The 20,752-nt window shown below is 73.3% G+C and carries 21 protein-coding genes; 10 read left to right on the top strand and 11 right to left on the bottom strand.

Features of this window, described 5'->3' with window-relative positions:
* Positions 1-112: 112 nt before the first annotated feature.
* Positions 113-1,072 carry a LysR family transcriptional regulator gene (locus tag HNP84_RS12645; protein ID WP_185049864.1) on the bottom strand — a complete coding sequence of 320 codons (960 nt, stop codon included), beginning with the start codon at positions 1,070-1,072 and terminating at the stop codon, positions 113-115.
* Between the two features lie 138 nt (positions 1,073-1,210).
* Complete coding sequence (locus HNP84_RS12640; RefSeq protein WP_185049863.1) at positions 1,211-2,284, bottom strand: LLM class flavin-dependent oxidoreductase; 1,074 nt, start codon at positions 2,282-2,284, stop codon at positions 1,211-1,213.
* A gap of 112 nt (positions 2,285-2,396) precedes the next feature.
* Here HNP84_RS12640 and HNP84_RS12635 point away from each other — a divergent pair, with 112 nt between their 5' ends.
* From HNP84_RS12635 to HNP84_RS12625, 3 genes are all read left to right on the top strand, one after another.
* Positions 2,397-2,633 (top strand): DUF6158 family protein, encoded by a 237-nt coding sequence (locus HNP84_RS12635; protein WP_246518110.1) that lies wholly within the window; start codon positions 2,397-2,399, stop codon positions 2,631-2,633.
* Between the two features lies 1 nt (position 2,634).
* Positions 2,635-2,859 carry a helix-turn-helix domain-containing protein gene (locus HNP84_RS12630; RefSeq protein ID WP_185049861.1) on the top strand — a complete coding sequence of 75 codons (225 nt, stop codon included), beginning with the start codon at positions 2,635-2,637 and terminating at the stop codon, positions 2,857-2,859.
* An 87-nt stretch (positions 2,860-2,946) separates the two neighbouring features.
* Positions 2,947-3,735: a putative hydro-lyase gene (locus HNP84_RS12625; RefSeq protein ID WP_221336203.1), complete on the top strand. Its 789-nt coding sequence runs from the start codon at positions 2,947-2,949 to the stop codon at positions 3,733-3,735.
* Here HNP84_RS12625 and HNP84_RS12620 read toward each other — a convergent pair.
* Positions 3,732-4,559 carry a patatin-like phospholipase family protein gene (locus tag HNP84_RS12620; RefSeq protein WP_185049860.1) on the bottom strand — a complete coding sequence of 276 codons (828 nt, stop codon included), beginning with the start codon at positions 4,557-4,559 and terminating at the stop codon, positions 3,732-3,734. The two genes, HNP84_RS12625 and HNP84_RS12620, sit on opposite strands and share 4 nt — an antisense overlap.
* 72 nt (positions 4,560-4,631) lie before the next feature.
* Positions 4,632-5,042, bottom strand: coding sequence for a PPOX class F420-dependent oxidoreductase (locus HNP84_RS12615; RefSeq protein WP_185049859.1), 411 nt, complete (start codon positions 5,040-5,042; stop codon positions 4,632-4,634).
* Positions 5,043-5,281: 239 nt separating this feature from the next.
* Between HNP84_RS12615 and HNP84_RS12610 the strand changes: the two genes are divergently transcribed.
* The 3 genes from HNP84_RS12610 to HNP84_RS12600 all read left to right on the top strand — a co-directional run bounded on the left by HNP84_RS12610 (position 5,282) and on the right by HNP84_RS12600 (position 9,088).
* Complete coding sequence (locus HNP84_RS12610; protein ID WP_185049858.1) at positions 5,282-7,993, top strand: cellulose binding domain-containing protein; 2,712 nt, start codon at positions 5,282-5,284, stop codon at positions 7,991-7,993.
* 137 nt (positions 7,994-8,130) lie between these two features.
* Positions 8,131-8,655, top strand: coding sequence for a TIGR02611 family protein (locus HNP84_RS12605; protein ID WP_185049857.1), 525 nt, complete (start codon positions 8,131-8,133; stop codon positions 8,653-8,655).
* 223 nt (positions 8,656-8,878) lie between these two features.
* Complete coding sequence (locus tag HNP84_RS12600; RefSeq protein WP_185049856.1) at positions 8,879-9,088, top strand: DUF6203 family protein; 210 nt, start codon at positions 8,879-8,881, stop codon at positions 9,086-9,088.
* Positions 9,089-9,209: 121 nt separating this feature from the next.
* Here the strand turns inward: HNP84_RS12600 and HNP84_RS12595 are convergent, their stop codons facing one another.
* Positions 9,210-9,575, bottom strand: a complete 366-nt coding sequence (locus HNP84_RS12595) for a hypothetical protein (RefSeq protein WP_185049855.1) — start codon at positions 9,573-9,575, stop codon at positions 9,210-9,212.
* 201 nt (positions 9,576-9,776) lie between these two features.
* On the opposite strand from HNP84_RS12595, the gene uppS reads away from it, so the two are divergent.
* Together uppS and HNP84_RS12585 are read left to right on the top strand one after the other, a co-directional pair.
* A complete protein-coding gene (gene uppS / locus HNP84_RS12590) occupies positions 9,777-10,493 on the top strand; it encodes a polyprenyl diphosphate synthase (RefSeq protein WP_312924597.1) in 717 nt (238 codons plus the stop codon).
* Positions 10,494-10,509: 16 nt separating this feature from the next.
* The gene (locus tag HNP84_RS12585) at positions 10,510-11,931 is read left to right on the top strand and encodes an oxygenase MpaB family protein (RefSeq protein ID WP_312924595.1); all 1,422 of its coding nucleotides are present in this window, start codon (positions 10,510-10,512) and stop codon (positions 11,929-11,931) included.
* Between the two features lie 119 nt (positions 11,932-12,050).
* Here HNP84_RS12585 and HNP84_RS12580 read toward each other — a convergent pair whose 3' ends face one another.
* Both HNP84_RS12580 and HNP84_RS12575 read right to left on the bottom strand, forming a co-directional pair.
* On the bottom strand, positions 12,051-14,090 hold the full coding sequence (locus tag HNP84_RS12580; RefSeq protein WP_185049853.1) for a cellulose binding domain-containing protein: 2,040 nt from the start codon (positions 14,088-14,090) through the stop codon (positions 12,051-12,053).
* 144 nt (positions 14,091-14,234) lie between these two features.
* The gene (locus HNP84_RS12575) at positions 14,235-14,528 is read right to left on the bottom strand and encodes a GroES family chaperonin (protein ID WP_185050252.1); all 294 of its coding nucleotides are present in this window, start codon (positions 14,526-14,528) and stop codon (positions 14,235-14,237) included.
* A gap of 103 nt (positions 14,529-14,631) precedes the next feature.
* Here HNP84_RS12575 and HNP84_RS12570 point away from each other — a divergent pair, with 103 nt between their 5' ends.
* The gene (locus tag HNP84_RS12570; protein WP_185049852.1) at positions 14,632-15,204 is read left to right on the top strand and encodes a DUF1349 domain-containing protein; all 573 of its coding nucleotides are present in this window, start codon (positions 14,632-14,634) and stop codon (positions 15,202-15,204) included.
* Entirely contained in the window at positions 15,201-16,466 is a 1,266-nt protein-coding gene (locus HNP84_RS12565; RefSeq protein WP_312924592.1) for an ArgE/DapE family deacylase, read from the top strand. Before HNP84_RS12570 ends, HNP84_RS12565 begins: the two co-directional genes overlap by 4 nt.
* 55 nt (positions 16,467-16,521) lie before the next feature.
* Here HNP84_RS12565 and HNP84_RS12560 read toward each other — a convergent pair whose 3' ends face one another.
* The 4 genes from HNP84_RS12560 to HNP84_RS12545 are packed head-to-tail and all read right to left on the bottom strand — an operon-like array spanning position 16,522 to position 20,649.
* On the bottom strand, positions 16,522-17,520 hold the full coding sequence (locus HNP84_RS12560; RefSeq protein ID WP_185049851.1) for an endonuclease/exonuclease/phosphatase family protein: 999 nt from the start codon (positions 17,518-17,520) through the stop codon (positions 16,522-16,524).
* Between the two features lie 29 nt (positions 17,521-17,549).
* Entirely contained in the window at positions 17,550-18,353 is an 804-nt protein-coding gene (locus HNP84_RS12555) for an ABC transporter ATP-binding protein (protein WP_185049850.1), read from the bottom strand.
* Positions 18,350-19,405, bottom strand: coding sequence for a FecCD family ABC transporter permease (locus tag HNP84_RS12550; protein ID WP_312924589.1), 1,056 nt, complete (start codon positions 19,403-19,405; stop codon positions 18,350-18,352). Before HNP84_RS12550 ends, HNP84_RS12555 begins: the two co-directional genes overlap by 4 nt.
* 59 nt (positions 19,406-19,464) lie before the next feature.
* On the bottom strand, positions 19,465-20,649 hold the full coding sequence (locus HNP84_RS12545) for a FecCD family ABC transporter permease (protein WP_312924587.1): 1,185 nt from the start codon (positions 20,647-20,649) through the stop codon (positions 19,465-19,467).
* Positions 20,650-20,752: the final 103 nt, after the last annotated feature.

Genomic DNA, 20,752 nt, shown 5'->3' with positions numbered 1-20,752 from the left:
GACGGGGTACGTCCACGCCGAGCTGTGGGTGTGAATCCGCCCCGGGTGTGAGGGGTCGGGATTGCGGATCCTGCGGGGTTATCAGGCTCCTTGTCGGGTGGATGTCGGCGGGTCAGGGGAGGGTGCCCAGGCCGGGGTGGTCCAGTAGCCAGGTGCGGTAGCGGTGGCTGCGGCGTACGGCGTCCATGTGGGCTGCCTTGGCGTGGGTGAGCATGGCGGGGGCCGCGCGGGCGGCGGTGGAGTCGGGGTGCCAGCCGAGGAGCTGGCGCCAGCGGAGGGGGGCGTCGGCTATGGGGAGCAGGGTCAGGCCGGGGGTGAGGTGGAAGGTGGCCTGGCAGAGGGCCACGGCTCGGCCGACCTGGGCCAGGTGGACGCCGGTGCCTACGTCGGCTTCGTAGATGGTGCGGGGGGTGAAGCCGGCTCGGGCGCAGGCGGCGGCGAAGCAGTCGGCGAAGCAGCCGTCGCCGGGGGCGACCGACCAGTTCTCGTGGCGGAATCGTTCCAGGCCGGCCTCGGGGAGGCCGGCCAGGGGGTGGTCGTCGCTTACCAGGACGCAGACGGCGTCCACGGCGACCGTGCGCCAGATGAGGGAGTCGGCGGCGGGTGGGCGGCTCTCACCGCAGACGCCGACCAGGGCGTAGTCCAGCCGTCCCCGCAGCACCATGCCGGCGAGTTCCTCGGCGGACCACGATGTGTACGTGCTCACGGCCGCGGGTGGGTCCGCGGCCGCGAGCCGGTCGACCAGGCCGCCCAGGATGGGGCTGTTGGTCGCTCCCAGCCGGAACCGCTGCTCGGTGCCGGGGGAGTTGGCGAAACGTGCGGCTTCCTCCTGTAGCTGACGGGCCGCGGGCAGGAGCACCCTGGCCCTGGTGAGCACGAGTTCCCCGAGTGCGGTGGGGTGTGCACCGGTGTGGTCGCGGTCGAACAGGGCGCCCCCGAGCACACGCTCGATCCGCTTGAGCTGCGCGGTCAGCGCGGGCTGAGCGAGTCCGAGCATGGTGGCCGCCTTGGAGACGCTGCCCGCCTCGGCCACCGCGCGCACGATCTTGAGGTGGCGGAGCTCGAGATCCATAAACGCACGGTATGGCCCCGAAGACACACCGCCAATGCGCTTTTGTCACGAAATTTGACGAAAAAGTGTCGGAACGCTCCTAGTCCAGGTCATATATCAGGACATATCCGCGCAATACGGTTCGCTGTTATTTCTGTGTCACATGTCATCGATCATCTTGTACGCGCGGGCGATCAACTCGTACGACCGGAGCCGGTTCTCGCCGCCGTACACAGTGGTAGTGATCATCAGCTCGTCCACGCCGAACCGCTCGCGCAGCGCCGACAACCCGGTGCGGACCTCCTGCGCGTCGCCGATGACCACATTGGACAGCCACGCCTCCAGGAAGTCCTCCTCCACCTCCGAGTACGGGTAGCTCTCGGCCTCCTCGGGGGTGGGGATCGGGGCGGGCTGGCCGCGGCGGAGGCGGAGCATGGACAGGCCACCGGTACGGGCCAGGCGGCGGGCCTGCTCGGCGGTGTCGGCGGCCACGGCGCTCACGCCGATCAGGGCGTACGGGCGGTCGAGCACCGCCGAGGGCTGGAAGGAGGAGCGGTACAGGTCGAGGGCGGGGCCGGTGTTGGCGGCGCTGAAGTGGTGGGCGAAGGCGAAGGGCAGGCCCAGCAAACCGGCGAGCTGGGCGCTGAAGCCGCTGCTGCCGAGAAGCCAGATCGGCGGGCGGCCCAGCGACGGGTCGGCGGGGACCGCCTTGATCCGGGCGTACGGGTGGCCCGCGGGGAAGGAGCCGTCCAGGAAGGAGGTCAGGTCGGCGACCTCCTGGGGGAAGCGCTCGGCGTCGCCGCGGCGCAGCGCGTTCGCGGTCGCCTGGTCGGTGCCGGGGGCGCGGCCGAGGCCGAGGTCGATGCGGCCGGGGTGCAGGGCGTGCAGGGTGCCGAACTGCTCGGCGATCACCAGCGGGGCGTGGTTGGGCAGCATGACGCCGCCGGAGCCGAGCCTGATCGTGCTGGTGTTGGCGGCGAGGTGGGCGATGAGCACGGCGGGGGAGGAGCTGGCCACACTGGGCATGCCGTGGTGCTCGGCCACCCAGAGCCGGTGGTAGCCCCACTCCTCCGCGCGACGGGCCAGCTCGGTGCTGGTGCGCAGCGCGTCGGACGGGGTGTGGCCCGCGCTCACGGTCGCGAGGTCGAGGATCGACAGGGGTACCTCGGCGTCGCCCCGGGCGATGCCGCGGATCTGGTCGTCGGGGGCGGGGGTTTCGGCAACGTCGCTCACGTCAACGCCAACCCGGAGCGGTCCTCCGGATATTCCGCCGGTACGCCCGGAGCCGTGACCTGGGACGGGAGTGATTACCCGGCCGCTGTGGGTAGGCACTCGGGTTATGACGATGGGAATCGATCCACGGGAACTTTCGGACGAGGACCTGTTCCGGGAGATGCGGCACGTGCACGAGACGCGGTCCGACACGCTGCGGCACGGCTCGGAGGACGCGCTGGCGCACCACACCACGCGCACCGCGGAACTGGAGATCGAGTACCTCCGGCGCTTCCCCGAGCGCGAGGTCGATCCGGAACGGCTGCGAGAGGGGGCACGGCGACGTGGTCAGGAAGCAAGATCTACATGATGTGCAGGCGCTGAGCGATGAGGACACCCGCGTGTACGAGGCGGTCGCCTCGCTCGCGGTGGAGGGCCGGATGGCGCATGTCGCCGACGTGGCGCACATGACCGACCGGAGCGAGGACGACGTGCGGCGCAGCCTCGTCGCCCTGGTGGAGACCGGCTGGCTGGTCCCCATGGGCGGCGACGGCTACGCGCTCGGGCCGCACGACTGGGGGCTGGAGTACCACTGAACCGCACTGTGGCGGAGTGCCCGGTGTGAGCCGGGCCGGGACGGCATCATGAAGGCGTCACTTGGGGCGACGGCCCGGGAGGGAACCATGGCGCCGAAGGATGTCGCTTCGCTGGACCCGGCGCGGGCCAGGGAGCTGTTCCGCGACGGCCTGCGCACCCCCACCGCGGGCTGGTGCCGCGGGTGGACGCAGGCCAACCTGCTCGCCGTGCCGCGGGCGCTGGCGTACGACCTGCTGCTGTTCAGCCAGCGCAACCCCAAGTCGTGCCCGGTGCTGGACGTCGGCGACCCCGGCGAGACGCGTACGCGGATCTTCGACGGCGACCTGCGCACCGACCTGCCGGGCTACCGCGTGTACGAGAACGGCGAGCCGGTCGGCGAGACCTCCGACGTGCGGGAGCTGTGGCGCGAGGACCTGGTGCCGTTCCTGATCGGGTGCAGCTTCACCTTCGAGGACGCGCTGCTCCAGGCCGGGGTGCCGGTGCGGCACATCGAGACGGGCAGGAACGTGCCGATGTACGTCACCTCGCTGGCGTGCCGGCCCGCGGGGGTGCTGGCGGGGCCGCTGGTGGTGTCGATGCGGCCGATCCCGGCGGCGCTGGTGCCGGCGGCGATCCGGGTCACCTCGCGCTACCCGGCCCTGCACGGCGCGCCGGTGCACGTGGGCGACCCGAAGGAGATCGGGATCGGCGACCTGGCGCAGCCCGACTTCGGCGACCCGGTGGAGATCAACCCCGGGGAGATCCCGCTGTTCTGGGCCTGCGGCGTCACGCCGCAGGCCGCGGTGATGGCGAGCGGGGTGCCGTTCGCCATCGGGCACCTCCCCGGGCACATGGCGATCACCGACGTGCGGGATCACATCTTCCAGGTGCCCTAACGGTTCCAGATCTTGGCCACGTCGTCGGCGAGCGCGGGGGCCTGGGCGAGGCCGGCCTCGAAGGCGGGCTGCCACAGGGCGGGGTCGAGCACGTTCACGCCGAAGACGGCGACCGCGTTCTCGTCGGGGGCGATCACGGACACGTCGTCGGTGACCAGCGTCTCGATCTCGGAGCGGAGCGGCTCGGGCGGGGTCATCGCGGCCATCGGCGACATGATGACGACCGGCGAGCAGCCCGCGGCCAGGTCGGCGTTGGTGATCGAGCGCACCCCGCCGTCCATGTAGTGGCGGCCGTCGATGCGCACGGGCGGGAACACGCACGGCACCGCGCAGCTCGACGCGACGGCCGAGACCAGCGGCACGCCGGCCTCGCGGTCCCAGATCACGAGCTCGCCGGTCTCGACGTCCACCGCGGTGATGAGCAGGCGGCCCGCGGGCCACTCCTTGACCGGCAGCCGTTCTCCGATCGCGGCCAGCCGCTCGGCCTCGCCGCTGACCGGCGCCGCCATCGCCATGGCGCCCACCCGGCGCCTGGCCTCGGCCGGGTCGAGCGCGGTGTCGGCCAGGACGGCGAAGGCCGCCATGACGGTGTCCATGTCCACCGACGGCGGGCTGGACCGGTCGGTGGCCACGAGGTGCGTGATCGCGTCCTCCAGGTCGGCGCCCGTCGCCAGCATGGCCGAGACGACCGAGCCCGCCGAGGTGCCGACGAACACCTCGGCCTCCCCGAGATCGACCCCCGCCCGGCGCAGGCCGGTGACCACCCCGGCCTCCCAGGCGATGCCCGCTATGCCGCCGCCGCCGAGTACCAGAGCTTTCGTCATGTCCCCATGGTCTCAGCCCCGTTCCCGTACGCACCAGCGCCCGCGGCGTCCTGTCGCGCGTCACGCGACGCCTCACGCGACGTCATGGGGCCGTCCTGCCTCACGCGACGTCATGGGGCCGTCGATGCCCCAGGAGATGATCCGGCGCGGGTGGATGCGGATGATCTCGGCGCTGAAGCCGGGCGCGGGCGGAGGCTGCCCGGTCAGGGCCTCGGCGCGGCCGCGGATCTCGATGCCGCGCACCTGCCAGGTGTCGGGGGAGACGATGTCGTCCACGACGAAGGCGGCCTCGGGATGCTCCCGGACGTTGCGGAACTTCTTGGTGCCGCCCATCGCGTGGCCGCCGATGTCCACGGTGCCGTCGGGGTTGACGAAGAACGCGGTCGGGTTGTTCTGCACCCGGCCCGCGGCGTCCACGGTGGCCAGCCGGCCCAGGCGCTGGGAGGCGAGGTAGTCGAGCTCACCCTCGGTGAAGACGGTCATGGGGCGAGCGTGCAACCTCAACCGCGGTCGAGGTCAAGGGGCTGAAACTTTCAGGGGCGCCGGGCGGGGGTGGCGCGGCGACATGCCGGTTCACTTAGTTGAGTCACCAAACTATTGACGCTCAGGTAGAGCGCATGGATATGGTGCGCCCGCGTATGCCCCCGGCGCGCGACGGTCGATGGTCAGGGTCCCGGGCTCGCCGGCAGCGACCCTCCGACAGTGCGAAGGAAAGGCCCTAGATGCGAAGGAAGTTACTCAGCGCGATCGTGGCCGTGGTGCTCGGCTGGGCCGGCGTCGTCGCCATGGTCACAGCCGGCACGTCCACCTCGGCCGCGGCCGCCGCGGACCCGTACACCTGGAAGAACGTGCAGATCGCGGGCGGCGGGTTCGTCCCCGCGATCATCTTCAACCAGACCGAGCGCAACCTGATCTACGCCCGCACCGACATCGGCGGCGCGTACCGCTGGAACCAGTCCACCAAGAGCTGGACGCCGCTGCTGGACTGGGTGGGCTGGGACCGGTGGGGCTACAACGGCGTGGACAGCCTCGCCACCGACCCCGTGCAGACCAACCGCGTGTACGCCGCGGTCGGCATGTACACCAATAGCTGGGACCCCAACAACGGGGCGATCCTGCGCTCCACCGACAAGGGCGACACCTGGCAGATCACCCCGCTGCCGTTCAAACTGGGCGGGAACATGCCGGGCCGGGGCATGGGCGAGCGGCTGGCCGTGGACCCCAACCGCAACAGCATCCTGTACCTCGGCGCGCCCAACGGCAACGGCCTGTGGAAGAGCACCGATTACGGCGCGACCTGGGCCAAGGTGACCAGCTTCCCCAACGCCGGCAACTACGCCCAGGACCCGAACGACCCCAACGGCTACCTCAGCCACCAGCCCGGCGTGGTCTGGGTGACCTTCGACCCCTCCAGCGCCACCGCGGGCAACGCCACCCAGCACATCTACGTCGGCGTCGCGGACAAGCAGAACTCGATCTACCGCACCACGAACGGCGGCGCCAGCTGGGAGCGGGTGGCGGGGCAGCCGACCGGCTACCTGCCGCACAAGGGCGTGCTCGACCACGAGAACGGCTACCTCTACATCGCCACCAGCGACACCGCCGGCCCGTACGACGGCGCCAAGGGCGATGTGTGGAAGTACGACACCGACTCCGGCGAATGGACCCAGATCAGCCCGATCCCATCGAGCAGCGGCGACGACTACTTCGGCTACAGCGGCCTGACCATCGACCGGCAGAACCCCTCCACCATCATGGTCGCCACCCAGATCTCCTGGTGGCCGGACGTGATCTTCTTCCGCAGCCGCGACGGCGGCGCGACCTGGACCCGGATCTGGGACTGGAGCTCCTACCCGAACCGGACCTTCCGCTACACGATGAACATCTCGGCCGCGCCGTGGCTGACGTTCGGCACCAACCCGCAGCCCCCCGAGGTGACGCCCAAGCTCGGCTGGATGACCGAGTCGCTGGAGATCGACCCCTTCGACTCCGACCGCATGATGTACGGCACCGGCGCCACGATCTACGGCACCGAGAACCTCGGCGAGTGGGACTCCGGCGGCAAGATCACCATCAGCCCCATGGTCAAGGGCCTGGAGGAGACCGCGGTGCTCGACCTGATCAGCCCGCCGTCCGGCGCGCCGCTGGTGAGCGGGCTGGGCGACATCGCCGGGTTCCGGCACACGAACCTGGACGCCGTGCCGGCGATGATGTTCACCTCGCCCACCTTCACCAGCACCACCAGCCTCGACTACGCCGAGAGCAACCCGAGCGTGATGGTGCGCGCGGGCAACTTCACCGACGCCGACCGGCCGAACGACAGCCACGTCGCCTTCTCCACCGACGGCGGCGCCAACTGGTTCCAGGGCGGCGAGCCGGGCGGGATCAACGAGGGCGGCACGGTCGCCGCCGCCGCCGACGGCAGTCGGTTCGTGTGGGCGCCGCGCGGCGTCGCGCCGCACTACTCGGTGGGCTTCGGCAACACCTGGACCCAGGTGTCGGGCCTGCCCACGGACGCGATCGTGGAGTCCGACCGGGTGAACCCGGGCAAGTTCTACGGCTTCGCCAACGGCACCTTCTACGTCAGCACCAACGGCGGCCAGACCTTCACCGCCGCCGCCACCGGGCTGCCGTCCTCGGCCAAGTTCAAGGCGGTGCCGGGGCGCGAGGGCCACATCTGGCTGGCCGGCGAGGGCGGCATCTTCCGCTCCACCGACTCCGGCGCGTCCTTCACCAAGCTCGCCGCGGCCACCAAGGCGGTCAACATCGGCTTCGGCAAGGCCGCGCCCGGCGCGAGCTACCCGGCCCTGTACGCGGTCGCCACCATCGGCGGCGTCACCGGCGTCTACCGCTCCGACGACACCGGCGCCTCCTGGGTGCGGATCAACGACGACGAGCACCAGTACGGCAACATGGGCGAGGCCATCACCGGCGACCCGCGCGTCTACGGCCGGGTCTACCTGGGCACCAACGGCCGCGGCATCCTGTACGCCGACCGCGACGGCGGCACCCCGACGACAACGCCCACGGTGACCCCGACCGTCACCCCGACCGTGACCCCCACGGTCACGCCCACGGTGACCCCGACGACCACGCCGACGACCACCCCGACGACCACCCCGACCACCGGCACCGGCTGCTCGGCCGCGTACACCGTGACCAACTCCTGGCCCAGCGGCTTCCAGGCGTCGGTGACGGTGCGCAACACCGGCACCGCGGCCATCAGAGGCTGGACGGTGAAGTGGACCTTCGCCGACGGGCAGACGATCGGCCAGCTCTGGAACGGATCGCTCACCCAGACCGGGGCGAACGTGACGGTGACGAACGCGAGCTACAACGGCGCCCTCGCCGCCAACGCCACGACCTCCTTCGGCTTCACCGCGAGCCGCGGCGGGACGAACACCGTCCCCGAGGTCACCTGTTCCGTGGCCTGACCCCCGCGCCCGGTGCGGTCCGCCGGGGCCGCACCGGGCCGCGTACGACTTCGGGCTGTTCAAGTCAGCCGAAAGGCTGACCCGCAGTTCGCCGCGCCGCCCTATCCTTGGACGAAACGGACGGCTCAGGGGGACGTATGGCGATCTCGGATGGGGTCGGCGTGACCCGCGCGAGCGGCCCGGAGGGGGACCGGGCCGTGGACCCCGCGCGGCGTAGGACGCCGGCCACGGCGCCCGTGGTGGGCGACGCGGATGTGCTGAAGGGGGCGGCGGCACGCCGCAGCGGGCTGCGCGGGTGGCGCGACGGCATCCGCGCGACCCGCGGCGGGGCGCTCACGCTCAAGATCGTGGTCGGCGTGGTCGGCGCGGTCCTGGTGATCGGCGGCCTGATCATGGTGCCGTTCCCCGGGCCGGGGTGGCTGGTGGTCTTCGCCGGCCTGGCGGTGCTGGCCACCGAGTTCCACTGGGCGCACAAGCTGCTGCAGTTCGGCCGGCGCACGCTCGACGCGTGGACCGACTGGCTCAAGCGGCAGGGCTGGACGGTGCGCATCCTGGTGGTCGGCGTGGCGGCGGTCACCGCCTGCGCGATCGTGTGGGCCGCGCTCAAGCTCAGCCTCGGCATCGACCTGATCATGATCGCCCGCGACCTGATCGCCCGCTGACGGGCCGAAAGGCCGCAGGCCGGCCCGGCGCGCCCGTCGCGGGCAGTCGTCGCCGTGCCCGGAGCGCAGGCCGCCCTCGTTGGCGTGCTTGGTGCGCAGGCCGCCCTCGTCGCTGTGCTTGGCGCGCAGGTCGCCCTCGTCGCCGTGCTTGGTGCGCAGGCCGCCCTCGGCGCCGGGCCGCCGCTCGTCACATGACGCGGCGGCGCCCGGGTAGGCGAGGGCCATGAAGCGCATCCTGACAGTGCTCCTGACCCGCTGGCTGGGCCGGACGCCCCTTGGACTCGCCGTCCTCGGCGTCGGCTGGCTGATCCTGCGCAGGCGGCGCGCCCGCGCCGCCGCCGCCACGACGCCCGAGCCGTACGGCCGCAGCTCCGGCCGGCGCGCCCGGACGGTCCCGGTGCGGCGCGGGCGCCGCGAATCGCGGGTGGGGTGAGCGGAAGGCCCCGGCGCGCGGGCGCGCCGGGGCCGGAGACGAACCGACGGCTCAGCTCGATTCAGCTCGGCTCAGCTCAATTCGGTTCGGCTCGGTTCGGCTCGGTTCAGGCCGGCTCGGCTCAGTCGGCGCAGATGGCGAAGACGCTGATCCCGACGTCGTTGTATCCGTCCTGGCGGCCGAGGCCGATCCAGCCGCGGCCGTCGTCGGTGGGGAACGACCCGACCAGGATCGCCCGGTTGCCGCGGGCCTCGGCGCCGCCGCCGAGGACCCTCTTGCTGCCGGGGCAGTAGACCACGCGCCGCTGGAAGTTGGGCACGTTGGCGTTGGGCAGCGTGACGAGCTGGTAGCCCGGCGGCAGCGCCGTAGCGGCCCGCTGCGCCGGGGCGGCGGCGTCCTGCTCGGCGTGCGCCACGGTGGCCGTGGTCGCGCACGCCGCGGCCGCCGCGATGCCGAGCGCGATGGCGATGGACCTCTTCGACTTCATCTGCTCTCCTTTTGTGTTCCCCTGCCACCCCGATACGGGAGAGGTGGGGAGGTCAGAGGGCTTACAGATGGAGTATGGATTCTTTGCCGCACGTTGTGTATTCGTTTGCTCACGGAAAGTTGTGACCCCGGGACCTGCGATGAATACAGGCGGCGATAAAGTGACTACCGAAAGTAGGTAGATCGGCGGGGGCGGTGAGGCGTGTCGGGGTTGCCGGTGCATGTGGCCTGCGTGATGGACGGTAACGGCCGGTGGGCCGCGCAGCGGTCCCTGCCGCGGACGGCCGGCCACAAGGCCGCCGAGGCGGCGGTGATCGACGTGATCGAGGCGGCGCGCGCGGCCGGCATCCAGTGGCTGAGCCTGTTCGCGTTCTCCACCGAGAACTGGCGGCGGCCAGGGGTCGAGGTCGAGTTCCTGATGCGGCTGGTGCAGCGCACCATACGCAAGCACGCCATGGCGCTGCACGCCCGCGGCATCCGCTGCCGGTTCCTCGGCGCCCTCGACCGGATTCCGCCGTCCCTGGCCCGCGACATCGCCGACCTGGTGACGCTCACCCGCGCGAACACCGGGATGACGCTGACGGTCGCCTTCGACCACGGCGGCCGCGGCGACATCGTCACCGCGGCCCGGTCGCTCATCCGCAACCGGGTGCCGCCCGAGGAGGTCACCGAGGAGAGCTTCGCCGGCCACCTGCCCCACCCCGACACGCCGGACGTCGACCTGGTCATCCGCACCTCCGGCGAGCAGCGCATCTCCAACTTCATGCTCTGGCAGGTGGCCTACGCCGAATGGATGTTCCCCCAGGTGCTCTGGCCCGACTTCCGGGCGGCGCACCTGTGGGAGTGCCTGCACGCCTACCGCCGGCGCGAGCGCCGTTTCGGCGGCGTCCAGGTGCGTACCGCGACGGGAAAGGGCTGACACGACCATGGAACCGGTGACGGAGACCCGCCCCGCCCCCGAGGCGGGCCCGCTGCTGCGGCGCTTCGCCGACGAGGCGCGCTGGGGGCTGGCCGCGGTGCGGGCGAGCGTTCTGGAGGCCGCCTACCCGCCGATCGGCGCGGCGCTGATGGACAACTCCACGTTCGTCGCGCGGCCGTGGCGACGGCTGCGCAACACCGTGCTCAGCACGCGGCGGCTGGTCGACGACGACGAGCAGGTGCGGCGGCGGGAGGCCGACCGGCTCAACCGCCTGCACCGGCGGATGTCCGGGACCGACGCGCAGGGGCGTCCCTACGACGCGATGGACCCGCGGGCGCGCGCCTGGGTGCTGGCCACGCTGTTCGAGTCCACCGTGATGATGTGCCGCCTCGGCGGGCGCCCCCTCGGCGCCGCTGAGCAGGAGCGGCTCTACGCCGAGTTCCGGGCGCTGCTCCCCCTCCTCGGCGACGACGAGGACGCCCTGCCGGCGGCCCTGGAGGAGTTCTGGCGCTACTACGACGAGATGATCGGCACCCGGCTGGAGGGCAACGAGGCGGTCCACGCCGTCCTGTACCGCCTGTTCGCCGAGGTGCCCGCGCCGCCCGGGCTTCGCGACCACCCCGCGCTGTGGGCCGCGATCCGGGCGCTGGCCGGGCCGGTGGCCACCGCGATCACCGTGGCCTCGCTGCCCGAGAGCTACCGCAGGCAGGCGGGTCTCACCGCGATCCCGGGCGCGCGCGTGCTCATGCACGGCGCCTACCTGACCGCCGGGCTCGCCACCGAGTGGCTGCCGCAGGGCTGGACCCGCCTCACCTCCGTCATGAGCGTCCTCGACCCGGCCCACCGCGCCGAGTCCGGCGCCGGGTTGCTGGGCGCCCTGCTCCACCAGGCCGGCCGGATCAGCGCCCTGCTGGACGACCCGCCCGCCGAGCCGGCCGGATCGCAGGGGCAGGCCGACGCGCGGCGGTCCGCCGACCGGTTCTTCGCCGAGGTCATGGACCAGACCGGCGACGGCTACGTGGGCTGGCCCGACCTCGCCGCCATGGCGCGCGAGATCGCCACCCGGCTCGACATGGACGAATCCATGGAGGACCGGCTCTACACCGCCTACGCCGACTGGTGGCGCGAGCTGCAGGCCGCCCTCGACTCCGACGGCGACGGCCGCGTCGCCATGCGCGAGTACGCCGAGGCCGCCGCCACCATGGCCGGGCCCGCGCTGATCAAGGTGGCCGAGGTCCTGTTCGACGCCACCGACACCGACGACGACCAGTTCATCAGCGCCGAGGAGTACCAGGCCCTGCTGCGGACCGCCTTCCGGCACGAGTCGGCCGCGGGCGCGGCCCGGCTCACCCGCACCGCCTTCGTCCGGGAGTTCCTTGACTTCATGGCGGGCCGCCACCGCGCCGCCGGCTACGACCGCCTCTTCGCCGAGGCGTAGCCCGGCCGGAGGTGGCCCGGCCGGAGGCGGCCTGGCCGGAGGAAGCGCAGCCTGGCCGGAGGCAGCCCGGCTGGAGCACGTCGGGGGGCCGCCCGCGAGCCGGCGGCCCCCGGCGGCGGCTAGCGGGTGGTGCAAAGGGTCCCGTTCAAGGTGAACACGGACGGCAGCACGTTCGGGCCGCTGTAGTTGCCGACGAAGCCGACCGTGGCCGAGCCTCCGGTGGGCAGCGACCCGTTGCCCGGGTCGTTGACCACCCTGACGTCCGTCCCGTTCTGGGTCCAGGTGGCGCTCCAGCCGCTGCCCAGGCTCTGCCAGGTCCTGGGCCAGCGGAAGTTCAGGGTCCAGCCGTCGATCGGCGCGCCGTGGTTGGTGATGTCCAGTACGCCGACGTAGCCGCTGGCCCAGTCGGTCTGCTTGGTCAGGCGCACCGAGCAGGAACTGGAGGCGGGGGTGCCGGTGGTGAACGTCAGCGGCGGGGAGGGGCGCGAGAGGCCGCCGCCGCTGTCGCGGGCGATCACGTTGATCGTGTAGCGGGTGCCCGGCTTCAGGTTGCGGGCGGTGAACGAGGTGCCGGAGGTCTCGCCGAGTTGTTCGCTGATCGCGCCGTTCTGGCGGTAGACCTCGTACTTCGCGATCGGGCGGGCGGCGGCCGGGGCGGCGGGCCAGGAGATCGCGGCGGTCGTGTCGGTCACGTCCCGGACGGCGGGCTGCCCGGGGGTGCCCGGCAGGCCGGCCTCGGCGGCGGCGGGCCGCAGGACGAGCGTGGTCATCGACAGCGGCGGCAGTGTGTGCCCGGTCGCGGTGCCCGCGGCCGAGGTGGTGATGGCCGTCGCGCCGTTGGTGTGGGTCAGCACCGTGGGCGCCCCGGAGGCCGGGGTGAACCCGGAGTACCGGATGGCGACGGGGTGGGAGGTCTCGGCGGAGGTGTTGATCAGCAGGACGGCCAGTTCGCCGCCGGGGCGGCGGACGGCGTGCGCGACGACCTCGGGCCGGTCGGTCGCGGCACGGATGAACCGGTCGCCGGGGCGGGCGAACCTGCTCATCATCTGCAGCGCGTAGTACGGCGCGAAGCGCGTGTTCACCGGCGGCTCGCAGACGCTGCCGTCGGAGGTGCACGTGCCGCTCGACAGCAGGCCGAAGTCGCCGTAGTCGGTGTGTCCCGCGACCTGCGTGACCTCGCCGATGCCGTTGTGCACGTTCCACCAGTCCACCGTGAACACCCCGTGGGCCAGCAGCGTCGCATAGGCGTCGGCGGCGGCCAGCGCGCCGGGCTGGGTCGTGGTGCCCCGGCTGCTAGAGCCGGTGTTGAACTCGGTCATCGCGATGCCGATGCGCTCGGAGCCGGGCCCGGCGTACTCCGCGATCTGCCGCCGGGTGAGCTCGATCATGTCGGGGATGTGGGCGGCCTTGTCGAGGGCGCCGGGGTACCAGTGCAGGATCACGAAGTCGATCTTCGAGCCGGCGGCCGACAGGACGACCTGGTTCCAGGTGCCCGCGTCGCCCTCGCCGACGATCCCGTCCGGCCAGCCGGCCGGCGTGGTCAGCACCGCGCCGATCTTGATGGTCGGATCGACGGCCTTCATCGCCTCGGAGTAGGCCACGACGTGGCGGGCGTACTCGGCCGGGCTCTTGTCGGCGTGCTCGTCGGCCTCCCACGCGGCGCCGTAGTGGCCGTTGCCGTAGTTCTCGTTGCCGATCTCCCAGTACTTGACGCCGTAGCCCTTGGTGACGTTGGCGTACCGCACCCACGCGGCGGCCTCCTCGGCCGTGCCGGTGCCGTAGTTCGCGGTCACCATGGCCTGCGCGCCGGTGCGCCGCACGCCGCGCATGAAGGTGTCGAAGTCGGTGCCGGGAGCCACGTAGCCGCCGGGGGCGGTGTGATCGGCCCAGTGGTAGATGTCGGAGTAGGAGCCGCCGGGGTAGCGCAGCAGCTTCGTGCCCGCGTCCTTGAGCAGGTCGGCGGTCTCGTCGGTGCCCAGGTGGGCGTCCCAGATCGCGTGGTTGGCGCCGATGCCGGTCTCGGGCACGGCGGCGAGCGCGGCACGGGCGTTGACGGTCACGGCGACGGGGGTGACCTCGTCGGCGTGCGCCGGGGGGACGCCCAGGGCGGTCAGGGTGAGCAGGGCGGCGAACGCGGCCCGTAACGGCGGTTTCGGCATCGGCGCACCTCGTGGCGGACGGGGATGTTCACTCGGCGCCCCCTCCTGACCCAGGAGGCATCAGGATCATGCGGGGTGGCGTCGTGCCCGTCAACCGGCGCTGAAACTTTCATCCGCCCGGCTCACGGTCGGGCGGCGCCGGGATTACAGGTACAGCCCGGTGCCGTGCTCGGTGGTCTGGGTGGCCACGGCGTGCAGGTCGCGCTCGCGCATGACCAGGTAGGTCTGGCCGTGCACCTCGACTTCGTACTGGTCCTCGGGGTTGAACAGGACCTTGTCGCCGACCTTCACGGAGCGGGCGTTGGCGCCGACGCCGCAGACCTCGCCCCAGACGAGGCGGTTGGCCATCTTGACGGTGGCGGGGATCACGATGCCCGCGCTGCTCCGCCGCTCCTCCGGCTCCTGCTCGACCTTGATCATGACTCGGTCGTGCAGCATCTGGATCTCGAACTTGGGGTCCTGTGCGTCTGACACAGACAAAGTTTACGCAGCATCACGGGGGCTCTACCGCCAAAGAGCGATCTCCTGGGAGGATGGCCTGATGATCGAGGCTTTCGGGCGCGACGACTGGCGCTGGATCAACCCGCCCCGCGAGTGGTCCATGGCGGACTCCGGGCTGCGGGCGGTGGCCGACGCGCGTACGGATCTGTGGCGGACCACACACTACGGGTTCGTGCGCGACAACGGGCACATGTTCGGCGCGCCCGTGACCGGCGACTTCCGGCTCGCGGTCACCTTCGACGGCGAGTACGCCGACCAGTACGACCAGGCGGGCGCGTTCGTGCGCCTGGACGAGACCACCTGGATCAAGGCGGGCGCCGAGTTCGTGGACGGCGCGCTCCAGCTCAGCGCGGTCGTCACCCGCGAGCTGTCCGACTGGTCGGTCATGCCCGCCCCCGTACGCGCCGGGAGCCTCACCTTCGGCCTGGAGCGCACCGGCGACGCCGTCACCGTGCGCTACGCCCTCGGCGACGCCGAGCCCGAGCAGATGCTGCGCCTGGCCTACTTCCCGCCCGGCGTGCCGGTGCTCGCCGGGGCGATGTGCGCGGCCCCCGATGGCAAGGGGTTCCCTGTCCGCTTCGCCCGGATCGACCTGACAGAATCCGGTTCGTGACGTTCGACGACGTGGAGTCCAGGGTGCTCGACGCCCTGGACGAGGCCGCCACCGTGCGGCTGCTCGCCGAGACCGTGCGGGTCCCCAGCATCACCGGCAGCCCGGCCGAGTCCGACCTGCAGCACCGCTGCGCCCGTCTCCTGGAGGAGGCCGGCATGGAGGTGGACCTGTGGCGGCTCGACCTGGACGCGCTGCGGGCCGCCCCCGGCTTCCCGGGCACCGAGGCCCCGCGCGGCGAGGGCTACGGCCTGGTGGCCACGACCGGCGGCGAGGGCGAGCCCGCGCTGGTGCTCCAGGGCCATGTGGACGTGGTGCCGATCGGCGACCCGGCCAAGTGGGAGGGCCGCGACCCGTTCGGGGCGGACATCACCGGCTCGGTGCTGACCGGCCGGGGCGCCTGCGACATGAAGGCGGGCCTGGCGGCCAACATCGCGGTCGCGCGGGCACTGCACGCGGCCGGGGTACGCCTGGCGCGGCCCCTCGCCGTGCACTGCGTCATCAGCGAGGAGGACGGCGGGCTGGGCGCGTTCGCCACGCTGGCCCGCGGCCACCGGGGCGAGGCCGCGGTGATCACCGAGCCCACCGGGGGCCGGATCGTCACCGCGAACGCGGGCGCGCTCACCTTCCGGATCGAGGTCGCCGGGCGCGCGGCCCACGGCGGGGCCCGCACCGAGGGCGTCAGCGCGATCGAGGCGTTCTGGCCGGTGTTCACGGCGATCCGGCGGCTGGAGGCCGAGCGCAACCGCGACCCCGGCCCCCTGTTCACCGGCAACCCGCTGCCGTACCCGATCGAGGTCGGCACCGTGCGCGCCGGCGACTGGGCGAGCACGGTGCCCGACCTGCTCGTCGCCGAGGGACGGCTCGGGGTGCGGCTCGACGAGGACCCGGCCGAGGCCAGGGCGGCGCTGGAGGAGGCGCTCGCCGAGACCGGCGACCCCTGGCTGCGCGCCAACCCGCCGCGGGTGACCTGGCCGGGCGGCCAGTTCGCCAGCGGACGCCTGCCGGCCGGCCACCCGCTGGCCGCCGAGATGGCCGCGGCCGTACGCGACGTCACCGGCGCGGCGCCGGCCCAGAGCGGCGCGCCGTACGGCAGCGACCTGCGGCTGTACGCCGCGGACGGCATCCCGACCCTGCACTACGGCCCCGGCGACGTGCGCTACGCCCACGCCCCGCGCGAGCAGGTGGACCTGCGCGAGCTGCGCGACGTCACCCAGGCCCTGGCCCTGCTCGCCGTACGCCGCTGCGGCGCGCGCCCGGCCTGACCCCGGAGCGGGCTCTCAAGGCAGAGCTCCCAGGACAGGCTCCCTGGGCACGCTTTCAGGGCAGACGCAGCTCGGCGAAGACGGCGCGGTGGTCGGTACGCGGCAGCTCGTGCACCCGGAACGCCGTGACCGCCATGCGCTCGTCGGCCAGCACGCGGTCCAGCGCGACCCCGGGCACCGGGCGGCCGTCGTAGGGCCAGGTGGCGCGCAACCCCTCGCCCACGGCGTCGGCCGCGTCGCGGTAGCCGCGCGCGATCACGGCGCGCAGCTCGGCGTGGTCCAGGGTGGAGTTGAAGTCGCCGGCCAGGACGCGCAGCGTGCCCTCGCCGCCCGCGCCGGGCAGCGCGCGCAGGCCGTCGCGCCAGCAGGCGTGCAGCGCCTCCCGGTACGGCGCGCACGGATGGGCCGAGGTCACCTCGACCTCCGCGCCGCCCGGCACCGCGATCATGGCCCTGGCCTGCCCGAACCCGCCGATGTCGATCGGCGGCAGCTCGCGCACCGGGAACCGGGCGTAGATCGCCGAGCCGCGGGTGCCGCCCCGGATCAGCCCGCCCGCCCGGTGGGGCAGCAGGTCGAGCAGGCCGGCGGCCTCCAGCCGGTCGGCCGCGTCGGGCGTGGCCTCCTGCAAGGTGAGCACGTCGGCGTGCTCGGCGCGCACCAGATCGACCAGGGCCCGCTGCCCGGCGCGGCCCTCCAGCAGGTTGGCCGACAGGACGCGCAGCGTGCGCGGGCCGCCCGCCGGGGCGTCCTCGGGCAGCGCGCGGGGCAGCACCGCCGCCGCGAGGGCGAGCGCCGCCACGGCGGCCACCGCGCCCGCGCCCCACCGGCGCAGCAGCAGCGCCGCCAGCGCGGGCAGCGGCGCGACGGCGGCGACGTACGGGGTGAAGGACACGAGCTGCACCCAGCGGAACAGGGCCTCCCAGCCGCTCAGCCGCAGCGCGGCCCACAGCGCGAACAGCGACGCGGCGGTCCACAGCGCCAGGTCGAGCGGCCACCACCCCCGGTGCCCCGCCGGCCGCGCGGCCCGCTGCGTGACCGCCTCCTCGACCGCCATGGCGCCGACTCTAAACGATCAGGGCCCGGCTAGGCGGGCGTTCTGGCCCTTCTGCGGGCCTCGGGCACGATCATCGGGGTGCCGCTCTGCGGGTCCTCGATGACCTCGCAGCGCAGGTCGAACACCTCGCGCATCAGATCGGCCGTGACGATCTCGCCCGGGTCGCCCTCGGCCACGATCCGCCCGCCGCGCATCACGATCAGGTGGGTGGCGTAGCGGCACGCCTGGTTCAGGTCGTGCAGCACGGCGACCAGGGTGCGGCCCTGCTCGTGCAGGTCGGCGCACAGGTCCAGGACCTCGATCTGGTGGCAGATGTCCAGGAACGTGGTCGGCTCGTCCAGCAGCAGGATCGAGGTCTCCTGCGCCAGGACCATGGCCAGCCACACCCGCTGCCGCTGCCCGCCCGACAGCTCGTCCACCACCCGCTCGGCCAGGTCGTCCACGTGCGTCGCGGCCATGGCCGCGTTCACCGCCGCCTCGTCCTGGCGGGACCACTGCCGCATCAGCCGCTGGTGCGGGTAGCGCCCGCGCGCGACCAGGTCGGCCACGGTGATCCCGTCCGGCACGATCGAGCTCTGCGGCAGCAGGCCCAGGCGGCGCGCGACCTCCTTGGACGGCAGCGAGGTGATCACGCTGCCGTCGAGGTAGACCGCCCCGGTGCGCGGCTTGAGCATGCGGGCCAGCGCGCGCAGCGTCGTGGACTTGCCGCACGCGTTGGGCCCGACGATCACCGTGAACGACTGGTCGGGGATGGTGATGTCCAGATCGGCGGCCACGACCCGCTCGTCGTACCCGAGCGAGAGTCCCGTGCCGTGCAGGCGTGCGGTCGTCAACGTCGTTCCTTTCGCAGGAGCCAGGCGAGGTACGCGCCGCCGAGCGCGGCCGTCATGATGCCCACCGGCAGTTGCGCCGGCGCGATCACCCGCTGGGCGGCGAGGTCGGACAGGATCAGCAGGACGGCGCCCATCAGCCCCGAGGCGATCAGGGTGACGCCGGGGGAGCCGGTGAGCCGCCGGGCGAGCTGGGGCGCGGCGAGAGCCACGAACGCCACCGGGCCGGCCGCCGCGGTCGCCACGCCGCACAGGGCGACGCCGATCAGGACCGCGGCCAGGCGCACCCGCTCCACCGCGATGCCCATCGCCTGGGCCGCGTCGTCGCCCATCTCGATCATGCGCAGCGGGCGCGACAGCGGCGCGCACAGCGGCACCAGCACGGCCAGGGCCAGCGCGACCGGGACGGCGTGGTCCCAGCCGCGCCCGGACAGGCTGCCGGTGAGCCAGGCGGCGGCGCTCGCCGCGTCGTGGATGTCGGCCCGGGTGAGCAGGTAGGAGTCGACCGCGAGCAGGATCGCCGCGACCCCGGCGCCGACCAGCACCAGCCGGTAGCCGTGCGCGCCGCGCCGGTAGGAGAGCAGGTACACCGCGAGCGAGGCCGCCGCGCAGCCGAGCAGCGAGCCGCCCGCGATCACCCAGCCGGTGCCGCCCAGGATCACGGCCAGGATGCCGCCCGTGGACGCCCCGGCGGTGAAGCCGAGGAAGTCGGGGCTGCCCAGCGGGTTGCGGGTCACGCTCTGGAACAGCGCGCCGCTGACCCCGAAGGCCGCGCCCACCAGGAGCCCGGTCAGCACCCGCGGGGCCCGGATCTCGCCGACGATGAACCGGTGCGCGGGGGTGCCGCCGCCGGTGAGCGCGGCGATCACGTCGGGGGGCGAGACGGGGAAGTCGCCGGTGCCGATCGCGAGCACCGCCACCACGGCGGCCACCGCCACCAGCCCGACGCCCGCGGCCAGGCCGCGCGGCGCGAGGCGTACGGACAGGGCGCCCACGCGCACCACCGGCGGCCTGGCCACGCGCCGCACCGGCGCGCCTCCGGCGGTGGCCGTCACGGGCCCTCCTCCGCCCGCGACCAGGTCGCCGTGTCCTTTGGTCGCCGCGCTCCGCCCGGTCACAGCGCCGCCACCCTCCTGCGCCGGGCGAGCGCGATGAAGATCGGGCCGCCGAGGACCGCGCTGACGATGCCGACCTGCACCTCGCCGGAGCCGCCGAGCACCCGGCCCAGCACGTCGGCGCCGAGCAGCAGCACGGGCGCGTACAGCGCCGAGAACGGCAGCACCCAGCGCTGGTCCGGGCCCACCAGCCCGCGCACCGCGTGCGGCACGGCCAGGCCCACGAACCAGATCGGCCCGGCGGCGGCGGTCGCCGACCCGCACAGCAGCGTGATCGCCAGCGCGGTCAGCCCGCGGGTGCGGCCGACGCCCGCGCCCAGGGCCCGCCCGGCGTCCTCGCCGAGCGCGAGCGCGTTGAGCGGCCCGGCCAGGCACAGCCCGATCACCACGCCGGCGACCAGGAACGGGGCGAGGCTGAGCAGCACGTCGGAGGTCTGTCCGGCCAGCGAGCCGGTGGTCCAGAACCGCATCCGGTCGTAGGTCTGGGTGTCGATGCGCAGCACCGCCTGGGTGCCCGCGGTGAGCACCGCGCCGAGCGCGATCCCGGCCAGCGTCAGGCGTACCGGGGAGGCGCCGGTGCGGCCGGCGGAGCCCAGCGCGTACACGGCCATGGAGGCCAGCGCGGCGCCCGCGAAGGCGAACCAGACGTAGACGGCCGGGTTGGTCAGCCCGAGCAGGCCGAGCGCGACCATGACGCCGAACATCGCGCCCTGGCTGACGCCGAGCAGGGTCGGGTCGGCCAGCGGGTTGCGGGTCAGGCTCTGCATCAGCGCGCCCGCCAGCCCGAGCGCCATGCCCGCGCCGATGCCGAGCAGCGTACGCGGCACCCGCAGCTCCCTGATCACGACGTGGTCGGCGGAGCCGGTGGGGGAGAACAGCGCGTCCAGCACCGTGGACGGCGGCATCGGGCGCGAACCGACCGCGAGGCTGAGCAGCGCGACGGCGGCGAGCAGGCCGACGCCGAGCGCGAGCCCGGCGGCACGCCGCGCGGCCTTCGCCCGCACGGCCGGACGGGTCTCCGGGCCGGTCTCCGGACGGGTCTTCGGGTCGGTCTTCGGAAGGGGCTCCGGACGGGTCTGTGGGTCGGTCTTCGGGCCGGACGCCGCGGGGGTGTCGGCGGGCGGGGCGCCGGGGGCGGGCCGCGGGGACGCGGGGCCGGCGGCGGGCGGGGTGGCCCGGCTCACTCAACGCTCCCTTCGGGGACTTCCGTCGTGTCCGACCGATACGAGGCCGGCTAGAAGAAAGGTTAGCCTAACCTCATCGTTCCGGTCATCGAGTGGTAAATGC

Source organism: Thermocatellispora tengchongensis, from assembly GCF_014202315.1.
Taxonomy (GTDB): domain Bacteria; phylum Actinomycetota; class Actinomycetes; order Streptosporangiales; family Streptosporangiaceae; genus Thermocatellispora; species Thermocatellispora tengchongensis.
The sequence above is the reverse complement of the archived record's forward strand: the minus strand, read 5'-3'. Positions and strand labels throughout refer to the sequence as shown.

Excerpts from the sequence above, each read along its gene's own strand:
- HNP84_RS12615 (WP_185049859.1), bottom strand. The coding sequence starts at position 5,042 with ATGACCGTCTTCACCGAGGGTGAGCTCGACTACCTCGCCTCCCAGCGC.
- HNP84_RS12580 (WP_185049853.1), bottom strand. The coding sequence starts at position 14,090 with ATGCCGAAACCGCCGTTACGGGCCGCGTTCGCCGCCCTGCTCACCCTG.
- HNP84_RS12635 (WP_246518110.1), top strand. The coding sequence starts at position 2,397 with ATGGGAATCGATCCACGGGAACTTTCGGACGAGGACCTGTTCCGGGAG.
- HNP84_RS12595 (WP_185049855.1), bottom strand. The coding sequence starts at position 9,575 with ATGAAGTCGAAGAGGTCCATCGCCATCGCGCTCGGCATCGCGGCGGCC.
- HNP84_RS12575 (WP_185050252.1), bottom strand. The coding sequence starts at position 14,528 with ATGCTGCACGACCGAGTCATGATCAAGGTCGAGCAGGAGCCGGAGGAG.
- HNP84_RS12560 (WP_185049851.1), bottom strand. The coding sequence starts at position 17,520 with ATGGCGGTCGAGGAGGCGGTCACGCAGCGGGCCGCGCGGCCGGCGGGG.
- HNP84_RS12600 (WP_185049856.1), top strand. The coding sequence starts at position 8,879 with ATGAAGCGCATCCTGACAGTGCTCCTGACCCGCTGGCTGGGCCGGACG.
- HNP84_RS12605 (WP_185049857.1), top strand. The coding sequence starts at position 8,131 with ATGGCGATCTCGGATGGGGTCGGCGTGACCCGCGCGAGCGGCCCGGAG.
- HNP84_RS12570 (WP_185049852.1), top strand. The coding sequence starts at position 14,632 with ATGATCGAGGCTTTCGGGCGCGACGACTGGCGCTGGATCAACCCGCCC.
- HNP84_RS12620 (WP_185049860.1), bottom strand. The coding sequence starts at position 4,559 with ATGACGAAAGCTCTGGTACTCGGCGGCGGCGGCATAGCGGGCATCGCC.
- HNP84_RS12610 (WP_185049858.1), top strand. The coding sequence starts at position 5,282 with ATGCGAAGGAAGTTACTCAGCGCGATCGTGGCCGTGGTGCTCGGCTGG.
- HNP84_RS12645 (WP_185049864.1), bottom strand. The coding sequence starts at position 1,072 with ATGGATCTCGAGCTCCGCCACCTCAAGATCGTGCGCGCGGTGGCCGAG.
- HNP84_RS12625 (WP_221336203.1), top strand. The coding sequence starts at position 2,947 with ATGGCGCCGAAGGATGTCGCTTCGCTGGACCCGGCGCGGGCCAGGGAG.